The sequence below is a fragment of the Streptomyces sp. NPDC107528 genome (assembly GCF_055639295.1).
On the sequence record NZ_JBVKAV010000001.1, the window covers coordinates 987,972 to 1,007,895 of the forward strand.

15 protein-coding genes, 1 pseudogene and 1 riboswitch are annotated in these 19,924 nt (G+C 71.4%); of the genes and pseudogenes, 12 read left to right on the top strand and 4 right to left on the bottom strand.

Annotated elements, in window-relative coordinates; all coding sequences use genetic code 11:
• Nucleotides 1-86: 86 nt before the first annotated feature.
• From ACZ7L5_RS04720 to ACZ7L5_RS04735, 4 genes are read right to left on the bottom strand one after another with little or no spacing between them, the layout of a single operon-like run.
• Entirely contained in the window at nt 87-929 is an 843-nt protein-coding gene (locus tag ACZ7L5_RS04720; RefSeq protein WP_471514357.1) for an ATP-binding cassette domain-containing protein, read from the bottom strand.
• Nucleotides 926-1,675 carry a cobalt ECF transporter T component CbiQ gene (gene cbiQ / locus ACZ7L5_RS04725; RefSeq protein WP_363039849.1) on the bottom strand — a complete coding sequence of 250 codons (750 nt, stop codon included), beginning with the start codon at nt 1,673-1,675 and terminating at the stop codon, nt 926-928. The genes ACZ7L5_RS04720 and cbiQ overlap by 4 nt, the downstream gene beginning before the upstream one ends.
• A gap of 6 nt (nt 1,676-1,681) precedes the next feature.
• Nucleotides 1,682-2,062, bottom strand: a complete 381-nt coding sequence (locus tag ACZ7L5_RS04730) for an energy-coupling factor ABC transporter substrate-binding protein (RefSeq protein WP_467483441.1) — start codon at nt 2,060-2,062, stop codon at nt 1,682-1,684.
• Nucleotides 2,063-2,073: 11 nt separating this feature from the next.
• Nucleotides 2,074-2,775 (bottom strand): energy-coupling factor ABC transporter permease, encoded by a 702-nt coding sequence (locus tag ACZ7L5_RS04735; protein WP_471514359.1) that lies wholly within the window; start codon nt 2,773-2,775, stop codon nt 2,074-2,076.
• Nucleotides 2,776-2,805: 30 nt separating this feature from the next.
• Nucleotides 2,806-2,991: riboswitch (cobalamin riboswitch) on the bottom strand.
• A 189-nt stretch (nt 2,992-3,180) separates the two neighbouring features.
• On the opposite strand from ACZ7L5_RS04735, the gene ACZ7L5_RS04740 reads away from it, so the two are divergent.
• The 12 genes and pseudogenes from ACZ7L5_RS04740 (at nt 3,181) to ACZ7L5_RS04795 (ending at nt 19,881) form a co-directional block, all read left to right on the top strand.
• Nucleotides 3,181-5,697 (top strand): Pls/PosA family non-ribosomal peptide synthetase, encoded by a 2,517-nt coding sequence (locus tag ACZ7L5_RS04740; RefSeq protein ID WP_471514361.1) that lies wholly within the window; start codon nt 3,181-3,183, stop codon nt 5,695-5,697.
• The gene (locus ACZ7L5_RS04745) at nt 5,694-8,294 is read left to right on the top strand and encodes a non-ribosomal peptide synthetase (RefSeq protein WP_471514363.1); all 2,601 of its coding nucleotides are present in this window, start codon (nt 5,694-5,696) and stop codon (nt 8,292-8,294) included. Before ACZ7L5_RS04740 ends, ACZ7L5_RS04745 begins: the two co-directional genes overlap by 4 nt.
• A 24-nt stretch (nt 8,295-8,318) precedes the next feature.
• Nucleotides 8,319-9,323: a TauD/TfdA family dioxygenase gene (locus ACZ7L5_RS04750; protein WP_471514364.1), complete on the top strand. Its 1,005-nt coding sequence runs from the start codon at nt 8,319-8,321 to the stop codon at nt 9,321-9,323.
• On the top strand, nt 9,320-10,390 hold the full coding sequence (gene sbnB, locus ACZ7L5_RS04755) for a 2,3-diaminopropionate biosynthesis protein SbnB (protein ID WP_471514366.1): 1,071 nt from the start codon (nt 9,320-9,322) through the stop codon (nt 10,388-10,390). Before ACZ7L5_RS04750 ends, sbnB begins: the two co-directional genes overlap by 4 nt.
• A 43-nt stretch (nt 10,391-10,433) precedes the next feature.
• Complete coding sequence (gene sbnA / locus ACZ7L5_RS04760) at nt 10,434-11,471, top strand: 2,3-diaminopropionate biosynthesis protein SbnA (RefSeq protein ID WP_471514368.1); 1,038 nt, start codon at nt 10,434-10,436, stop codon at nt 11,469-11,471.
• 58 nt (nt 11,472-11,529) lie between these two features.
• Nucleotides 11,530-12,114: an ECF RNA polymerase sigma factor SigK gene (gene sigK, locus ACZ7L5_RS04765; protein ID WP_471514369.1), complete on the top strand. Its 585-nt coding sequence runs from the start codon at nt 11,530-11,532 to the stop codon at nt 12,112-12,114.
• Entirely contained in the window at nt 12,114-12,875 is a 762-nt protein-coding gene (locus ACZ7L5_RS04770) for an anti-sigma factor (protein WP_471514371.1), read from the top strand. The genes sigK and ACZ7L5_RS04770 overlap by 1 nt, the downstream gene beginning before the upstream one ends.
• Before the next feature lie 65 nt (nt 12,876-12,940).
• On the top strand, nt 12,941-13,774 hold the full coding sequence (locus tag ACZ7L5_RS04775) for a M55 family metallopeptidase (RefSeq protein ID WP_328878207.1): 834 nt from the start codon (nt 12,941-12,943) through the stop codon (nt 13,772-13,774).
• Nucleotides 13,767-15,071: a M20/M25/M40 family metallo-hydrolase gene (locus ACZ7L5_RS04780; RefSeq protein WP_471514373.1), complete on the top strand. Its 1,305-nt coding sequence runs from the start codon at nt 13,767-13,769 to the stop codon at nt 15,069-15,071. The genes ACZ7L5_RS04775 and ACZ7L5_RS04780 overlap by 8 nt, the downstream gene beginning before the upstream one ends.
• 18 nt (nt 15,072-15,089) lie before the next feature.
• Nucleotides 15,090-17,042, top strand: a complete 1,953-nt coding sequence (locus ACZ7L5_RS04785; RefSeq protein WP_471514375.1) for a prolyl oligopeptidase family serine peptidase — start codon at nt 15,090-15,092, stop codon at nt 17,040-17,042.
• Nucleotides 17,039-17,962, top strand: a complete 924-nt coding sequence (locus ACZ7L5_RS04790) for a S66 peptidase family protein (protein WP_471514376.1) — start codon at nt 17,039-17,041, stop codon at nt 17,960-17,962. Before ACZ7L5_RS04785 ends, ACZ7L5_RS04790 begins: the two co-directional genes overlap by 4 nt.
• 144 nt (nt 17,963-18,106) lie before the next feature.
• Nucleotides 18,107-19,881 (top strand): annotated as a pseudogene (locus ACZ7L5_RS04795) (CocE/NonD family hydrolase).
• Nucleotides 19,882-19,924 lie beyond the last annotated feature (43 nt).

Below are 19,924 nucleotides of genomic sequence, written 5' to 3' on the forward strand. Positions count from 1 at the left end.
GGACGTGAATCCATACAACAGGGAGCTGCGAAACATTCAAGACATTGATGCCCTTGGCGGGCATATATGTCGTGTCGGGACGGCCGCTACTCCGGTGCCGGGACGAGCGCCGCCAGGTCGTCCGGGGTGCGGGGGCCCGCCGACGCGTCACCCAACAGCCCCTGCGCCCGCAGGAGTTGGGCCGCCGCGACCCCCCATGGGAGCCGCAGGCCGGCCTGCTGGAGGAGGTCGGTGCGGGCCAGCATCTTTGGTGCCGCCCCGATGCGTGCGCCGGACGGGGTGAGGAGCGCCGCGTCGTCGGCCCAGCGCAGGGCCAGATCGACGTCATGGGTGGCCATGACCACCGTGGTCCCGCTCGAGCGCAGTCCGTCGAGCGTGGCGAGCAGGCGTTCTTGCCCGTCCGGGTCGAGCCCGGCAGTCGGCTCGTCCAGGATCAGCACCCGGGGCCGCATCGCCACCGCGCCGGCGATGGCCGTGCGCTTGCGCTGCCCGTACGACAGCAGATGCGTGGGCCGGTCGGCCAGCGCACTGATGTCCAGCGCGGCGAGCGCCTCGGCGACCCGCACCCGCACCTCGGGGTCGGAGAGGCCGAGGTTCAGCGGGCCGAAGGACACGTCCTGGGCGACGGACGCGGCGAAGAGCTGGTCGTCCGGGTCCTGCACCACCAGCTGGACGGTCGTCCGCAGCCGGGTCAGCCCCTTGCGGTCGTACGTGACGGGCGTGCCCTGCACCGTCAACCGGCCGTCGTGCGGCCTGAGTCCGCCGCTGAGCAGCCGCATCAGCGTGGTCTTGCCGCTGCCGTTGCGACCGAGCAGCGCCAGTGCGCGCCCCTCGCGCACGTCGAAGTCGAGGCCGCTGAGCACGACGGGGCCGTCCTCGTAGGCGTAGGACGCGCCCCGCAGGGCGACCAGGGCGATGGGCTCGCTCATGGCAGGGCCTTCTCCAGTACGAGGGTGAGGGCGGCCAGCGCCGCGAGGAGGGCGCAACTTGCGGCCGTGAAGCGGGCGGAGACCCGGGCCTCGGGCACCAGGACACGCAGGGTGCCGTCGTAGCCGCGCCCGGCGAGCCCGGCCTGGAGCCGGGTGGCCCGGTCGAAGGCCCGTACGAAGGCGGTCGCGCCGAGCCCGGCCAGGGAACGCCACTCCGCGGCCCGGCTCGTGTGCCCCAGCCGGGCGGCCTGGGCGTCCCTGATGCGGCGCACGGAGTCCAGCAGCAGGAAGCTCATGCGGTACGTCACCAGGGCGACGTCCACGACGGGCGCGGGCACCCCCGCCTTCACGAGGCGGGGCAGCAGGTCGGACATGGGGGTGGTGAAGGCGAACAGCAGCACCCCGAGCGAGGCCGCCGAGGTGCGCAGGAGCAGTTCCCCGGCGCGCAGCGGGCCGTCGTCCGCGAGGGACACGAAGCCTTCCGGCCCGCCGACCTGGACGAGCAGGGTGACCGCGCCGGTCACGCAGAAGCCCAGCGGCACGCGGTAGGCACGCCACAGCCGCCGGCCCGGCACGCCCGCCGGGCCCAGCAGCACCACGAGGGACGTCAGGAGCACCAGGGCCGCGCCCGGCCAGGGCGGCAGCGAGATCGCGAGCAGGGTGAGACCGAGCCCGAGCACGGCCTTGTCCACGGGGTGACGGCGGCGCCAGCGACTGCTGTGCGCCGCCGCGTCGATCGGCAGCACGAGGGGTCAGGCCCTTTCGGCCGTGGACTCCTCGGCGGGCGCGGCGCCACCGGCCCCGCTCTCGGCGTCCCGCGACCGCTCCAGCGCCCGCTGCTCGCCCTGCCGCCTGCCCCGGTGCACGCCGAAGTAGTAGGCGAGGACACCGGCGCCGAGGGCCGCCTGGAGGGCGAACAGGGCCGACTCGATCTCACCGGACGGCGGCTCGTACAGCGGCGAGAACCAGGGCTCGTAGTCCGGCTTGATCTCGGTGATCGCGGTCTCGGCCTCGGCGTCGGCGCCCGTGAAGGGCTCCTCCTTGTGATCGCCGAGGCCCAGGGCCAGCGGCAGGACCGCGAGCGCGGCCACGACGATCAGCAGCAGGACGTTGATCTTCGTGTTCCTGCTCATCGGGCTCTTGCTCATCGGGCCACCGCCTCGGTCTCGGTCCGGGACTGCTTCTTGGCGAGGAGCACGCCCAGCCGGGTCAGCTCGCCCTTGCTGGACTGCACCAGCAGCCGCATCACGAGCACCGTGAGCAGTCCCTCGCTCACCGCGAGGGGGATCTGGGTGACGGCGAAGATGGAGCCGAACTTGCCGAGCGCGCCCAGGAATCCGCTGCTCGGATCGGGGAACGCGAGCGCCAGCTGGACGCTCGTGACGCAGTAGGTGGACAGGTCGGCGACGAACGCCCCGAAGAACACCGCCACCATCAGCGGCACGTCGTAGCGGCGCAGCAGTCTGTAGATCGCGTATCCGGCCCAGGGGCCGACGATCGCCATCGAGAAGACGTTGGCGCCGAGCGTGGTCAGGCCACCGTGCGCGAGCAGCAGCGCCTGGAAGAGCAGGGTGATGGTGCCCAGTACCGCCATGATCGGTGGCCGGAACAGGATGGCGCCCAGCCCGGTGCCGGTCGGATGCGAGCAGCTGCCGGTCACCGAGGGCAGCTTCAGCGCGGACAGGACGAACGTGAAGGCTCCGGAGGCGCCGAGGAGCAGCGTGCTCTCGGGGTGCTCCCTGACCTCACGGGTGAGCGAACGGACTCCGTGGACTACGAACGGCGCGGACGCGACGCCCCAGGCGACCGCGTGCGCCGGCGGGAGGAAACCCTCGGCTATGTGCATGGCTCAGCAGACCCTCTCCAGCACCTCGTGGATGGTTGACGCGCCTTGGCCGGTCTCCTGGCTGACGGGTACCACCGCCCGTGCTCCGCCTTCCCGGGTCCCGAAGGACCCAGTGGCTGCCCGTGAGGGCCAGAGCCGGACTTCCCGATTCACAGTGGCGAGGGCCGCACCGGCATCACACCGGATTTCCCGTTCACCAAGGCGTGGTGACAGTAGTGCCCGCACAGGGTGGCTGACAAGCGCGCCTCGGGGGCGTGAAAAGGGGCGTTCGCGCGCCGCAGGGCCGGGGCGGGCGGTCCGCCAACTCCGCAACCGTGCGTGAACCCTGGGTAACCGTATGCGGATCACTTACCAGAAGTTTGTGAATGCGGTGATCTGTCCGCGCTCCGGTGCCGAATCAAGTGCATGGAGGAATCCACGGCCCTGCTGGACGGATGCGGTGAACCGGCCGGCATCGAGAGAACCCTGGCCGCGGTGCTGGCCGAGGTCGTGCGGAGCGAGCAGGTTCCGGTCGACGATCACTTCTTCGACGACCTGGGCGCCGACTCACTGGTGATGGCGCACTTCTGCGCACGAGTCAGGAAGCGCGCGGATCTGCCGTCGGTGTCGATGAGGGACGTCTATCGCCACCCGACGATCAGGAGCCTGGCGACGGCGCTCGCGGATGCCGAGCCCGTGCCCCGGTCCGAACCGGCGGCTGTGCTCACGGCACCGGAGTCCCCGGCCCCGGCCCCGGCCCCGGCCGCGGCGGGCAAGCGGCAGTACGTCCTGTGCGGCGTCCTGCAGTTCCTGGCCTTCCTGGCGTACGTCTACCTCCTCGCCTTCGGCACCGCCCTGGGCTACGGGTGGATCTCCGCCGGATCGGGCGCACTCGACGTGTACCTGCGCTCGGTCCTGTTCGGAGGTGCGGTGTTTTTGGTCCTGTGCGTCCTCCCCGTCCTCGTGAAGTGGACCCTCGTAGGCCGGTGGACGCCTCAGCGCATACCCGTCTGGAGCGTGGCGTACGTCCGCTTCTGGATCGTCAAGACGCTGGTGCGGGCGGATCCCATGGTGCTGTTCAGCGGCTCCCCGCTCTATCTGCTCTACCTCAGGGCACTGGGCGCGAAGGTCGGGCGGGGCGCCGTGGTCCTCTCCCGGAACGTGCCCGTGTGCACCGACCTGTTCACCATCGGTGACGGCACGGTCATCCGCAAGGACTCGTTCTTCTCCTGCTACCGGGCGCACGCCGGACAGATCCAGACGGGCCCCGTCACCATCGGCAGGAACGTGCTGGTCAGCGAGGCCACCGTCCTCGACATCGACACATCGCTCGGCGACGGCGCCCAGCTCGGGCACGCCTCCTCACTGCACCGCGGGCAGACGGTGCCCGACGGCGAGCACTGGCACGGGTCCCCGGCACAGCGGACCGACGTGGACTACCAGGTGGTGGGCCGGGCCCGCTGCGGCGCGGTGCGCCGAGCGACCCACAGCGTTGTGCAACTGCTGCTCGCGCTGGCCGTGTACGTACCCCTGGCGGTCGGCGGGGTGGCCGCGCTGCTCGTCGAGGTCCCGCAGCTCAGCACGGCTCTGGAGCCGGGACCCGCGGTCTTCGCCGACGGATCGTTCTACCTCGAAGCCCTGGCGATGTCCTTCGTGCTCGTCTTCGGCGCCGTACCCGCCGGTCTCCTCGTCCTGACCGCCCTTCCGCGCCTGCTCAGCCTGACCATCACGCCGGGCAGGACCTACCGTCTGTACGGCTTCCACTTCGAGGTGCACCGGACGATCACGCTCCTGACCAACTGGCGCTTCCTGAAGCGTCTGTTCGGTGACAGCTCCGCCATCGTCCACTACCTGCGGGGCCTCGGATACGACCTCTCCCGCGTCGAGCAGACCGGGTCGAACTTCGGCACGGAGATGAAGCACGAGACGCCGTACCTGAGCTTCGTCGGGCGCGGCACGATGGTCGCCGACGGCCTGTCGATCATGAACGCCGATTTCTCCAGCACCGCGTTCCGGGTGTCCCGGGTGTCGATCGGGCCGCGCAACTTCCTCGGGAACCGGATCGCGTATCCCACGCGGGGCAGGACCGGCGACAACTGCCTGCTCGCGACGAAGGTGATGGTGCCGGTCGACGGGGAGGTCCGCGAAGGCGTCGGCCTGCTGGGCTCGCCGAGCTTCGAGATTCCGCGTTCGGTGCTGCGGGACAGCACGTTCGACCGGCTCAAGGGCCGTGAGGAGCTGCGGCGCGGCCTTGCCGCCAAGAACAGGCACAACGTCGCCACCATGGCCTGGTACCTGCTGTCGCGTTGGATCTTTGCCTTCGTTCTCATCCTTCTCGTCACGGCGGCCGCGGAGTTGTACGGGCCGCTCGGCGTGTCCGGGCTCATGCTGGCCGACCTCCTGGTCGTGCTGTGCACCATCGCGTACTTCGTGCTGGTCGAACGCGTCGTCACAGCGGTCCGTCCCCTGAAACCCCTCTTCTGCTCGATCTACACGCCGGACTTCTGGCAGCACGAGCGCTACTGGAAGGTGCCGTCGGAGACGTACCTGAGGATGCTCAACGGCACCCCGTTCAAGAACGTCGCCTGGCGGTTGCTGGGGGTGCGGCTCGGCCGCATGGTCTTCGACGACGGCTGCCATCTGACCGAACGGGCCATGGCCGCCATCGGGGACGGCTGCACGCTCAACCTGGGAAGCGTGGTCCAGTGCCACTCGCAGGAGGACGGCGCCTTCAAGTCCGACCGGAGCACGATCGGCTCCGGATGCACCCTCGGGGTAGGCGCTTTCGTCCACTACGGCGTGACGGTGGGCGACGGTGCGGTGCTCGCCCCGGACTCCTTCCTGATGAAGGGGGAGGCGGTCCCGCAGCAGGCCTGGTGGGGCGGGAATCCGGCACGGCCGATCCGCTCGTACGGCGAGGACGAGGTGAGGTCGGCCCCATGACATCCACGGCATCGACGGCATCGACGACCGCGGCTGCGGACGCCGCCCGGGCGTACTGGCGGGATGTGCTCGCCGCCGGCGGGGTCACCACCGTCCCTCGGTGGACCCTCGACCCGGTGTCCGGTGTCGCCACGCACGAGGCGCCGCTTCCCCAGGATCTGACGGACGCGCTGAGCCGCCTGACGGACGATCTGGCGGTACCCCTGCGCACGGTGCTGCTCGCCGCGCACGCCAAGGTTCTCGCCGCTCTGTCCGGCGAACACGAGGTCACGACCGGTTACGTCGCCGTACCGGCCGCGTCGCCGCTGCCCTGCCGGCTGACCGTCGACCCCGGCTCGTGGCGGACGCTGGTGCTCCACACCCACCGGACCGAGTCGGAACTGCTGCTGCACAAGGACTTCCCCGTCGACGGACTTCGGCGTGCGGCGGGTCTGCCCGGACCGGCCGGCGAGGCCGAGTTCGATCCGATCGGCGACGGCGGCGAACTCGCCGGGAACGCCGTGCTGCGGCTGGGCACACCGCGGCCGGGCGAGCCGCCCACGCTGCGGCTGCGGTACCGGACCGACGCGCTCGACGCGGACTGCGCCGCGAGGATCGTCGGCTACCACCTCACCGCGCTCACGCTCATCGCGGCCGATCCGGACGCCGCGCACGACCGGCAGAGCCTGCTCTCGGCCGAGGAGCACCGCTTCCAGCTCGAAGGACTCGCCGGACCCCGCCGCGAACTGCCCGACCACCGCTTCCACGAGCTGTTCGAGCAACGCGTCAGGACGCACCCCGACGCCGTCGCGGCCGTACACGGCGACCAGCGGTGGACCTACCGGGAACTCAACGCGCGGGCCAACCGGCTGGGGTGTGCCCTCCTGGCGCGGGGGCTGGGCCGTGAAGGGGTCGTCGCGGTGGTGACCGAGCGGAACCTGGACTGGACGGCCGCCGTCCTTGCGGTCCTCAAGGCCGGCGGGGTGTACCTGCCCGTCGAGCCGCACTTCCCGGCCGACCGCATCGCGACCATGCTCACGCGGGCCGGGTGCCGGCTCGTGCTGACGGAGCCGGGCAGCACCGCCATGCTCGACCGGGCCCTCGACGCGCTGCCCGCGGTCCGGGCGCTGTCCGTCGACGCCGCCTACGCGGAGGGCCACGCGGACTCCGACCTCGGCGTCGGCGTCGCACCGGACCAACTCGCCTACATCTACTTCACGTCCGGCTCCACCGGCGAGCCCAAGGGAGCCATGTGCGAGCACGCGGGCATGCTCAACCACCTCTACGCCAAGATCGACGACCTGGGGATCGGCGAGGGGCAGGTGGTCGCCCAGACCGCGCCCCAGTGCTTCGACATCTCGCTGTGGCAACTGGTCTCCGCGCTGCTGGCCGGCGGGCGGACCCTGCTCGTGGAACAGGACGCGATCCTGGACGTCCCGCGGTTCGTCGACACGATCGCCCGCGGCGGGGTCGGCGTCCTCCAGGTCGTGCCGTCGTACCTCGACGCGGTCGTGGCCTACCTGGAGCGGCACCCGCGTGCGCTGCCGGACCTGCGATGCGTGTCGGTCACCGGCGAGGCACTGAAATGGGAGCTCGTGCAGCGCTGGTTCGCGGCCGAGCCCGGCATCAGGCTGGTCAACGCGTACGGGCTCACCGAGACGTCGGACGACACCAACCACGAGGTGCTGGACCGGGCGCCGGACAACGGACGGATCTCGCTCGGCTCGCCGATCAGCAATGTGCACGTCCGCGTCGTGGACGAGCACCTGTCACCGGTGCCGCTCGGCGCCCCCGGTGCGATCGTCTTCTCCGGGGTGTGCGTCGGCCGCGGCTACGTCAACGACCCCGAGCGCACCCGGCAGGCCTTCGTACCGGATCCGCACCGCGCGGGCCGGCGGCTCTACCGGGGCGGCGACTACGGCCGCTGGGTGCCCGGGGGCAAGCTGGAGTTCCTCGGCCGCCAGGACACCCAGGTCAAGATCCGCGGCTTCCGGATCGAGATCGGCGAGGTCGAGAGCGCCATGCTGCGGGCACCCGGCGTCCGCGACGGCGCGGTGGTGGCCGTCGAGGGGGCCGGCCAGGGCGGACGCCTGGTGGCCTTCTACTCCGGTGACGGCCCGCTGGAGGACGCCGACCTCAGGGACCGGCTGGGACGGTCGCTGCCCGAGTACATGGTCCCCTCCGAGTTCCACTGGCAGGAGAACCTGCCGGTGACCGCCAACGGCAAGGTCGACAAGAAGGGGCTCACCGCGCTCGCCGCGCAGGTCAGCGCCGTGGTGCCGGATCCCGGAGCCGCCGGCACCGGGCTCGACATGGCCGAGGAGGGCCGCGACACGCCCCGCACGCCGACCGAACGGCGGCTGGCCGTCCTGTGGGCTCAGGTCCTCGGCATACCGGAGCACACGATCCGCCGGCACGACCACTTCTTCGACCGTGGCGGCACCTCCCTCGCGGCCGTACGGCTCGCGATCGCCCTGGACCGTGCCGTGGACATCAAGGACCTCACGCGCCACCCGGTGCTGGCCGACCTGGCCCGCGTCGTCAACGGCAGGTCCCCGGCCGCCGCGCCCCCGGCCTCCGCGGCCGGCGTCGGCCCCGCACCACCGGCTTCCTCCTGAACCCGCGACCGAAAGGAGACCGAGATGCCGACCTCGCCCCCGGTGCCGACGCTCGACGTCGACCTTCAGCCCGGCAAACCCCCCATCGTGCGCGCCGGCTCCACCGGCGACGCGGCGAGTTGGGCCGCCGAGCACCGGGACGCGGTGCGCGCCGTCGTCGCCGAGCACGGTTCGGCCCTGGTCCGTGGCCTCGGGCTCGGCGACCAGGCCGGGACCGCCGCCGTCTTCCGGCGGCTGGCCGCCGGTCTGATGACCGAGAGGGAGGCCTTCGCATCCCGGCGGACCTACGCCGACGGCGTGTACTCCTCGTCGAAGTGGCCACCGCACCAGCCGATGTGCATGCACCATGAACTCAGTTACACCCTGGAGTTCCCCGGTCTGATGCTGTTCGCCTGCCTCAGTGCCCCCGACGCCGGCGGCGCGACCGCGCTGGCCGACGCACCGACCGTGCTGGGCGCGCTGCCCACCGATCTCGTCGAGCGGTTCCTGAGAGAGGGCTGGCTGCTCACCCGCAACTACAACGAGGAGATCGGGGCGTCCCTGACCGACGCCTTCGGCAGTGAGGACCGCGGTGCGGTCGAGAGCTACTGCCGGGCGGCCGCGATCGAGTTCGAGTGGCAACCCGACGGCGGACTGCGGACCTGGCAGCGCCGTAGCGCCGTGGTGCGGCACCCGGTCACCGGCCGGCGCTGCTGGTTCAACCAGATCGCGTTCCTCAACGAGTGGACCCTTGCCCCCGAGATACGCGAGTACCTCGTCGACATCTACGGCGCCGACGGGCTGCCGTTCAACACCCGCTACGGGAACGGCGCACCGATCGGCGAGGACACCGTGCAGCTGCTGAACGACGTCTACCAGTCCCACACCGTGCGCGAGCCGTGGCAGGCCGGCGACCTGATGCTCGTCGACAACATCCGCACCGCCCACAGCAGGGAGCCGTACGAGGGGCCGCGCGAGGTGCTCGTCGCGATGGCGGACGCGGTCCGCCTGGCCGACTGCTCGCCGACCGTGGAGGTGATCACCCGATGACCACCATCCGTTCCGGCACCTGGGAGTCCGCACCGTCCGGGCCGGCCGCCGTGCCGCCCTTCGCGATCGTGCCGGGCGGCCAGGTCCAGCAAGCGCTGCGAGGGCGCGAGAAGCAGATCGTGGAGGTGGTCGAGGAAACCTACCGGCTGCACGACGACGGTGATTCGGTGAACCCGCCGTCCCACTTCCTGCGCTTCCCCGACCGCCCGTCGTCCCGGATCATCGCCCTGCCCGCCTCGATCGGCGGGGAGGCAGGGGTGGACGGCCTGAAGTGGATCTCCAGCTTTCCGCAGAACGTGGCCGCCGGCATCCCGAGGGCCTCGGCGGTGCTCGTCCTCAACGACCGCCACACCGGCTACCCGTTCGTCTGCATGGAAGCCTCGATCATCAGCGCCACGAGGACGGCCGCGTCGGCGGCACTGGCGGCGGACCGACTCAGCCGTGGCCGGGAGCGCCCGACCCGTGTCGGCTTCATCGGGACGGGCCTGATCGCCCGCTACATCCACACCTTCCTGACCGGGACCGGCTGGTCGTTCGACACCATCGGCGTGCACGACGTGTCCGCCGACAGCGCCGCCGGGTTCCGCTGCTACCTGGAGCAGTCCGGCGCCACCGGCTGGATCGTCCTGCACGACAGTGCCGAGCAGCTGATACGCCAGAGCGACCTGGTCGTGTTCGCCACCGTCGCCGCCCGGCCGCACATCCACGAGCCGTCGTGGTTCGCACACCGTCCGCTCGTGCTGCACGTGTCGCTGCGCGATCTGGCTCCCGAGGCCGTGCTCGCCTCGGACAACATCGTCGACGACGTCGAGCACTGTCTGAGGGCGGACACCTCCGTCCACCTGGCCGAACAGCTCACCGGCAACCGCGACTTCGTGACGGGGACGCTGGCGGACGTGATGTCCGGGCGCGTGTCGCCGTCGGCGGACCGGACGGTGGTGTTCTCGCCCTTCGGCCTCGGCGTTCTCGACCTGGCAGTCGGCAAGTACGTCTACGACGAGGTGGCCGGCTCCGGCGAGCTGCACGTCGTCGACGGCTTCTTCCATGAGCTGAGCCGGTACGGGTGAACACCGTCCGGGCCCGGTTGCTCTTCAATCCGCGGAGGCCATCGTGTCAGTCATATCCGCCCCCTACACCTTCAACGAGGAGGATCTCTACGTCGACCTCCAGCCGATACTGGGGCACACGCTCTTCCTGAAGTGCGAAGGCTTCAACTTCGCCGGCTCGATCAAGCTGAAGCCCGCCACCGAGATGGTGGAGGCTGCCGAACGGGCGGGGGTTCTGACCCCGCGGTCGGTCCTGCTGGAGTCCTCGTCGGGCAACATGGGCGTGGCACTCAGCATGATCGCCGCCAGCAAGGGCTACCGGTTCCTGTGCGTGACGGACTCCCGCTGCAACCTGTCGACCAGGCTGGTGATGGAGGCCCTGGGCGCCCAGGTGCACGTGGTCACCGAGCCGAGCGCCGACGGCGGCTTCCTCCAGGCACGCCTCGACTACGTACGCGCACTGTCCGCCCTCGACGACCGGTACGTATGGCTCAGCCAGTACACCAACCCGGGCAACTGGCGAGCGCACTACCGCAGGACCGCACCGGCCATCGCCCGCTCGTTCCCGGGACTGGACGTCCTGTTCGTAGGGGCCGGCACCACCGGAACCCTGATGGGCTGCGCCCGCTTCTTCCGGCAGTGGCACCGGCCCGTCCGCATCGTCGCGGTGGACAGCGCCGGCTCGGTGACCTTCGGCGGGACCCCGGGCCGTCGCATGCTTCCCGGCCTGGGCATGAGCGTGAGCCCGCCCCTGCTCGACGAGTCCTACGTCGACGAGGCGGTGCACGTCGAGGAGGCGGACACCATCCGCGCCTGCCACCGCCTGGCCAGACGCGGATTCCTCTTCGGCGGCTCCACCGGCACCGTCGTCAGCGGTGCGACGCGCTGGCTGGCCGCGCACGACCCGGCCGATCTGACCGCGGTGGCCATCGCCCCTGACCTGGGCGAGCGCTACCTGGAGACCGTCTACCAGGCCAACTGGGTCCAGGCCCTGTACGGCGACGACGTGCTCGGGGGCGGCGGCCGGGTCACCGCCGGTTCCCTGGCCGCCCGCCTCGCGTCACTGCGGGATGCGGACGACGGCCGGGACTCGGACACTTAAAGAAGGGTGGGTGAACCGAACATGCTGGATCGGGGCATTTGCACAGGTGGGAGAGGGTGTGGCGAAGCGGGAGGCTTCCGGGGCCCGGCACATCGGTACGTCCGAGACGGATCGCCTGTTGGTGTCCGTCGCTGCGGGCAGTCAGGACGCCTTCTCCCGGTTGTACGACGCGGCCGCCGGACCGATCTACGGAATCGCGTGCCGGGTCCTTCAGGACCCCGCGCGCGCCGAGGAGGTCACCCAGGAGGTCATGCTGGAGGTCTGGCAGAGCGCCCCCCGCTACCGGCCCGAGAGCGGGCACGCCATGACCTGGATGCTGACAATCGCTCACCACCGAGCCGTGGACAGCGTCCGCACGCTGCAGAGGTCCGCCGAGCGCGAGCGCGCCGTCTCCCAGCACGAGTCGACGCCGGCCTTCGACGACGTCGTGGACGCGGTGGAGGCGCTCGGTGAATGCGAACAGGTCCGCTCGTGCCTGAAGGAGCTCAAGCCCGAGCTGCGGCAGCCGGTGGTGCTCGCCTATTACGAGGGTCTGACCCATACCGAGATCGCTTCGAGGCTGTCCCTGCCCCTCGGCACCGTCAAGAGCCGTCTGCGCAGGGCTCTGACCCGTCTGCGGAACTGCCTGGGAGCTCCGCCGTGATGACAGCCGACTCGCACGATGCACACGACCTCGCGGGTGCCTATGCGGTGAACGCGCTCACCCGGGAGGAACGGGAGGCCTTCCGCCGCCATGTCGCCGACTGTCCCGACTGCGCCCACGAGACGCTCCGTCAGCAGGAGGCCGCGGGCTGGCTCGCGCTCGCGGCAGCCCGCACCCCGCCGCCGCGTCTGAAGGAACGCGTCCTCGCCGAGGTGGCCCGGACCCCCCAGCTCCCTCCGAAGCTTCCCGGTCCGGCGGACGGCCGCCGCATCCGACGATCCACACCGCCTCTGCTGCATCTCGCACTGGCCGCCAGCCTGGCCGCGGCGGCCGCGCTCGGCGGTCTGGCGGCCTGGCAGCACCAGGAGGCGCGGGAGGCGAGGGAGGCGCGCCAGGAGGCCCGGAGCCAGGCCGCCGACCTCGGCCGGCTCTTCGCGGCTCCCGACACCACTTTCGTCAAGAAAGACCTGGCCTACGGCGGATCCGGCACCGTGGCGGTTTCACGGGAGCTGAACGAGGCCGTCTACTTCTGCCAGGACCTGGCCCCGCTGCCCGCGGACAAGACCTACCAGATGTGGTACGTCGACCCCGGCGACGCCGTCCGCCCCGCCGGGCTCCTCGCCGCCAAGGCCGGCCTCCAGTCGGCGTTCCTTCCCCCGCCCGGCGCCGCCGCCGCACTCGCCGTCACCGTCGAACCGAGCGCGGGCTCTTCCCACCCCACCAGCGATCCGGTCGCCACCTGGCCCTTGCCGACTTCCTGATCGGGTGGGCCGGCCTCCTGCTGTCTCGTAGGAAGTTGCCTCGCCGACGCGTAACGTGAAGCAGCATGAGAATCCTCATCAGCGCCGACATGGAGGGCGCCACCGGCGTGACCTGGCCGGCCGACGTGCTGCCGGGGACGCCTCAGTGGGAGCGGTGCCGGGGGATGTTCACCTCGGACGTCAACGCCGCCGTGCTGGGATTCTTCGACGGCGGTGCCGACACGGTGCTCATCAACGAGGCCCACTGGACCATGCGCAATCTGCTGCTCGAACGGCTCGACGAGCGGGCGGAGATGCTCACCGGGCGGCACAAGACGCTGTCCATGGTCGAGGGCGTGCAGCACGGCGACGTGGACGGCATCGCCTTCGTCGGCTACCACGCGGGCGCCGGCACGGAGGGCGTCCTCGCGCACACCTACCTGGCGAACTCTATCACCGGGGTGTGGCTGAACGACGTACGGGCGAGCGAGGGGCTGCTGAACGCGCACGTCGTCGCCGAGTACGGCGTGCCCGTCGTGCTCGTCACCGGCGACGACGTGGCCTGCGAGGACGCGCTCGGGTACGCGCCCGAGGCACTGAAGGTCGCCGTCAAGGACCATGTCTCGCGGTACGCGGCCGTGTGCCGTACGCCGGCCAGGACCGCGGCCGACATCCGCGCCGCGGCCAAGGAGGCGGCCGGGCTGGCGGTCCGTCAGGAGCCGGTGAGCGAGGGCCCGTTCACCATCGCGGTCGAGTTCGACGCCGAGCACCTCGCGATGGCCGCCACCGTCGTCCCCGGTGTCGCACGGATCGGTGAGCGCAAGGTGGCGTACACCAGCGAACGCATGTACGAGGGAATCCGTACCTTCAAGGCGGTCACCACGATCGTCTCGGCCGCGGTGGAGGAGCAGTATGGCTGACGGGCAGGCACTGGACGAGGTCGTGACGTTCACGTCCGACCTCATCCGCATCGACACGACCAACCGCGGCGGCGGCGACTGCCAGGAGCGCCCCGCCGCCGAGTACGCCGCCGCGCTGCTGGCCGACGCGGGCCTGGCCCCCACCCTGCTGGAGCGCACCGGCGGACGCACGAACGTCGTCGCCCGGTTCGAGGGCACCGACCCGTCGGCGGACGCGCTGCTCGTCCACGGTCATCTGGACGTGGTCCCCGCGCAGGCGTCCGAGTGGAGCGTGCACCCCTTCTCCGGGGAGATCCGCGACGGGGTCGTGTGGGGCCGGGGCGCGGTCGACATGAAGAACATGGACGCGATGATCCTGGCCGTCGTCCGGGCCTGGGCCCGCGAGGGCGTACGCCCCCGGCGGGACATCGTGATCGCGTTCACCGCCGACGAGGAGGCGAGCGCCGAGGACGGCTCCGGATTTCTCGCGGACCGGCATGCGGAGCTGTTCGAGGGCTGCACCGAGGGCATCGGCGAGTCCGGCGCGTTCACCTTCCACGACGGCAGCGGCCGGCAGATCTACCCGCTCGCGGCAGGGGAGCGCGGCACCGGCTGGATCAAGCTGACGGCACGCGGGCGGGCCGCGCACGGCTCCCGGCCCAACCGGGAGAACGCGGTGAGCCGCCTCGCCGCCGCCGTCACCCGGATCGGCGCCCACGAGTGGCCGCTGCGGCTGACCCCGACCGTGCGCGCCGCCCTCACCGAACTCGCCGCGCTGTACGGTCTCGACGCCGACCTGGACGACGTGGACGGCCTGCTGGAGAAGCTCGGCCCGGCGGCCCGGCTCGTCGAGGCGACCGTCCGCAACAGCGCCAACCCGACCATGCTGGAGGCGGGTTACAAGGTCAACGTGATTCCGGGGGAGGCCGTGGCCTATGTCGACGGGCGCTACCTTCCCGGCTTCGAGGACGAGTTCCGCGCGACCGTCGACGAGCTGACCGGGCCCGACGTGGAATGGGAGTTCCACCATCGCGAGGTGGCCCTCCAGTCACCGGTGGACTCACCCACGTACGCCAAAATGCGCGCCGCCGTCGAGGAGTTCGCGCCCGAGGGCCACACGGTGCCGTACTGCATGCCCGGCGGCACCGACGCCAAGCAGTTCTCACGGCTCGGCATCACCGGCTACGGCTTCTCACCGCTGAGGCTGCCGGACGGGTACGACTACGGGGCCATGTTCCACGGCGTCGACGAGCGCGTGCCGGTCGAGGCGCTGCACTTCGGCGTCCGCGTTCTCGACCGCTTCCTGCGGTCGGCCTAGGCGAGAAAAGGGGAGACAGTGCAGACGCTGGCGTACGGTTCCTGGCCCTCGCCCATCGACGCGGCCCTCGCCGCCAGTCACGACGGGCACCCCGAGTACGTGGGCTTCGTCGGCGACGAGGCGTGGTGGACCGAGCCGCGTCCCGTCGAGGGCGGGCGGCGCACGCTGGTGCGGCGGCGGGCCGACGGCACGGAGGAGTCGGTGCTGCCGGCACCGTGGAACGTGCGCAGCCGGGTCGTGGAGTACGGCGGACAGCCCTGGGCCGGAGAGGTCGTCGACGGCCGGCCGCTCGTCGTCTTCGTCAACTTCGCCGACCAGCGCCTCTACCGGTACGAGGAGGGCGCCGAGCCACGTCCGATCACCCCCGTGTCCTCGGTGGGCGGCGGACTGCGCTGGGCGGAGCCGCAGCTGCGGCTCGACCTCGGTGAAGTGTGGTGCGTCCTGGAGGAGTTCACCGGCGAGGGGCCCACCGACGTGCGGCGCGTCCTGGCCGCGGTCCCGCTGGACGGCTCGGCTGCCGGGGACCGGGACGCCGTACGCGAACTCACCGACGGCCGGCACCGGTTCATCACCGGAGCGCGGCTCTCGCCCGACGGGCGGCGCGCGGCGTGGCTCGTCTGGGACCATCCTCGGATGCCGTGGGACGGCACGGAGCTGCTGGTCGCCGACGTCGGCGCCGACGGCACGCTCGACGCCCCGCGGACCGTCGCCGGTGGCCCGGACGAGGCGATCGCCCAGGCCGACTGGTCGGCCGACGGCCGGCTGCTGTACGCGAGCGACCGCAGCGGCTGGTGGAACCTCTACCGCGACGGCGAACCGCTCTGTCCGCGTGAGGAGGAGTTCAGCGGACCGCTGTGGAAACCGGGCCTGCGCTGGTTCGCCCCCCTGGCGAGCGGCCCCGTCGCCGTCGTGCACGGGCGCGGCTCGACCGCCCTCGGCATACTGGACCCCGAGACCGGCGAGGTCGTCGACGCGGCCGGACCCTGGACCGAGTTCGCGCCCACCCTCGCGGTGTACGGCGAGCGGGTCGTCGCCGTCGGAGCCAGCCCCCGCAGCGCCTACGAGGTGGTCGAACTCGACACCTGCACGGGCCGGGCCCGGGTCATCGGAGCCGAGCACGACGACGCCGTCGACCCCGCCCACTACCCCGAGCCGCAGATCCGCACCTTCACCGGCCCCGCCGGCGACGACGTTCACGCCCACATCTACCCGCCGCACAACCCCGGCTGCGTGGCCCCCGGCGACACACCGCCGCCGTACGTCGTCTGGGCGCACGGCGGCCCCACCGGCCGTGCGCCGCTCGTCCTCGACCTGTCGATCGCCTACTTCACCTCGCGCGGCATCGGGGTCGCCGAGGTCAACTACGGCGGCTCCACCGGGTACGGCAGGGCGTACCGCGACCGGCTGCGCGAGCAGTGGGGCGTGGTCGACGTCGAGGACTGCGCGGCCGTGGCGCTGGCCCTGGCCGACGAGGGCACCGCCGACCGCGACCGGCTCGCCATCCGGGGCGGCAGCGCGGGCGGCTGGACCACGGCCGCGTCCCTCACCAGCACCGACGTCTACGCCTGCGGCACGATCCTCTACCCGATCCTCGACCTGGCCGGCTGGGGCGACGGGGAGACCCACGACCTGGAGTCGCAGTATCTGGAATCCCTGATCGGACCGCTCGCCGAGGTGCCGGGCCGGTACGCGGAACGATCGCCCGCGGCGCACGCCGACCGTCTCACCGTGCCCTTCCTGCTGCTGCAGGGCCTCGACGACGTGATCTGCCCGCCGACCCAGTGCGAGCGGTTCCTCGCCCGCATGGAGGGGCGCCGGGTCCCGCACGCCTACATCGCCTTCGAGGGGGAGGGCCACGGATTCCGGCGGGCGGAGACGATGATCCGCGTCCTGGAGTCCGAACTCTCCCTGTACGCCCAGGTGTTCGGGCTCAACCCGCCCGGCGTCCCCAGACTGGAACTCGCCAAGTGAAGCCACTCGTCCGCCCTTCCAGGCTCGCCCCCGGCGCCCGCGTGGCCGTCGTCGCGCCCAGCGGACCCGTGCCCGAGGAACGGCTGCGGACCGGCCTCGACGTGCTGCGCGGCTGGGACCTCGACCCGGTGGTGGCGCCCCATGTGCTCGACCGGCACGGCGAGTTGGCGTACCTGGCGGGCACGGACGCCGACCGGGCCGCCGATCTGCAGAGCGCCTGGTGCGATCCGGCCGTCGACGCCGTGCTGTGCGCTCGGGGCGGCTACGGGGCGCAGCGCCTGGTCGACCTCCTCGACTGGGAGGCGATGCGGGCGGCCGGACCCAAGGTGTTCGTCGGCTTCAGCGACGTCACCGTGCTGCACGAGGCGTTCGCCAACCGGCTCGGCCTGGTCACCCTGCACGGTCCGATGGCCGCGGGCGTCGACTTCATCAAGAACGCGCGGGCGCAGGAGCATCTGAGGGCCACGTTGTTCGAGCCGGAGTCGGTGCTCACGATCGCCTCCACCGGCTCGGCGCTGATCCCCGGGCGGGCGCGGGGAGTCACGCTCGGCGGCTGTCTCTGCCTGCTCGCCGCCGAGGTCGGGACCCCGTACGCCCGGACCTCCGCACGCGGCGGTCTGCTGTGCCTGGAGGACGTGGGGGAGGAGACCTACCGGCTCGACCGCTACCTCACCCAACTTCTGCGTTCCGGTCTGTTCGAGGGCGTGCGCGGCGTGCTGCTCGGGTCGTGGCAGGAGTGCGAGCCGTACGAGCGGGTGCGTGCGCTGCTCCTGGACCGGCTGGGTGGCCTCGGTGTGCCCGTTGTGGAGGAGTTCGGGTTCGGGCACGGTGAAGGAGCGCTGACGATTCCCCTCGGCGCGAGCGCCGAACTCGACGCCGACGCGGGGACGTTGATCCTCGGCGAGCCCGCTCTGCGCTGAGCGCACAGTTCACTGAATCTCCGTCAAGAAACCCCCGTCACGGCGATTGACCTCGCTTGACACGTGTCACACCATGACAACTGGCCGGTACTTACTGGCCGGTAAGCCGGGCTGTCCTCAGCGTGCATCAGTGTGGAGGTCTCCGTGTCCCGTCGCGTGCCCAGATTTCGATCCCCACTTGCCCTCGTCCTCGGCGCCACGCTCACCGCACCCCTCGCGCTCACCGCTCCGGCCGCCGCGAGCGGCCAGTTCACCGTCACGGCCCTGAAGTTCACGGTTCAGGCGGGCGGCCGCACCTGCACCGTCGACGCCGATCTGTACCGGCCCGCGAGCGTGGACCGCGCCCACCCCGCGCCCGCCGTCCTCGCCACCAACGGCTTCGGCGGCAGCAAGTCCGACGGCTCGACCGACGCCATGGGAAAGGCCTTCGCCCAGCGCGGTTACGTCTCCCTGATCTATTCCGGCCTGGGCTTCGGCAGGTCCGGCTGCCTGATCTCGCTCGACGACCCCACCATCGACGGCGTCGCCGCCTCGCGGCTGATCGACTTCCTGGGTGGCGGGCGCGCCGCCGACGACGGCACCAAGGCGGACTTCGTCACCCTCGACGCCCCCGGCGACCCGCGCGTCGGCATGGCCGGCGGCTCCTACGGCGGGGCCGTGCAGCTGGCCACGGCGGCCGTCGACCAGCGTCTCGACGCGCTGGCGCCGATGATCACCTGGAACGACCTCGCGTACTCCCTCGACCCCAACAACGCCGTCGGAAGCGGCAGCGTGCCCGGCGCATTCAAATGGCAGTGGGCCAACGGCTTCTACCTCATGGGCGAGGGCCAGCCGCTGCTGGAGGCAGGACTCGACCCCTCCCGCATCAACTCCCTGGCCTGTCTGCACTTCGTGACCAAGGCCTGCGACACGATCCGCACGCTCAACTCCGGCCGCTACCCGGCGAAACAGACCGCGGAGCTACTGGCCTATGCACGCAGCGTCTCCCCGGTGTCGTACCTGAACCGCGTCAAGGCACCCACCCTCCTCGTCCAGGGCCAGGCCGACAGCCTGTTCAACCTCAACGAGGCGACGGCGACGTACAACACCCTCAAGGAACAGGGGACCCGACGAAGATGATCTGGCAGTCCTGGGGCCACAGCGGCGGCCTCACCGACCCGGCCGCCGGTGAACTCAACCTCGGCCAGGGCAACCTGGAGACCAGCTACGTCGGCCGGCGCATCCTCGCCTGGTTCGACCGCTACCTGGGGAAGAAGAACGTCGACACCGGGCCGGCCTTCGCCTACTACCGCGACTGGATCGACGACCCCGACAACACGTACGCCACCGCCGACCGGGTCCCCGCGCTCAGCCGGACGCTCTACCTCTCCGGCGACGGCAAACTCGTCGACGACCGCCGCAAGGTGGCAGGAGGCAGCCGTACGTACACCAACTGGCTGACCCCCACCAGCCACTCGGAGAGCTCACTCGCCGCACTCCTCGGCATCCCGGACCCGGCGCCGTACGACACCGAGGGCACCTACCTCGGCTGGACCAGCGAGCCGCTCACGCGCACCACCGACGTGGTGGGTGCGCCCCGGGCCACGCTCAAGGTCGTCTCCCCGATGGCCGAGCGGACGCAGGCCTCGGCGGACGCCGCCGACAAGCTCGTGCTGTTCGCCAAGCTGTACGACGTGGCGCCCGACGGCACCCGGACGCTGGTACACCGGCTGGTGGCACCGGTGCGGGTGCCCGACGTGACGAAGAGCTTCACGGTGACCCTGCCGGGGATCGTGCACCGGTACGAGAAGGGGCACCGGCTGCGGTTCGTGATTGCGGCGAGTGACGGTGCGTACTTCGGGCACCGGGGGATCAAGCCGGTGACCGTGGTCAGTGCGCCCCAGGACACGGGGGTTCTCCAGCTGCCGGTGCTCGGCTGAGCGCATGTGGTGGCCGCTCACCGTGCGTGATCGCCGATCCGGG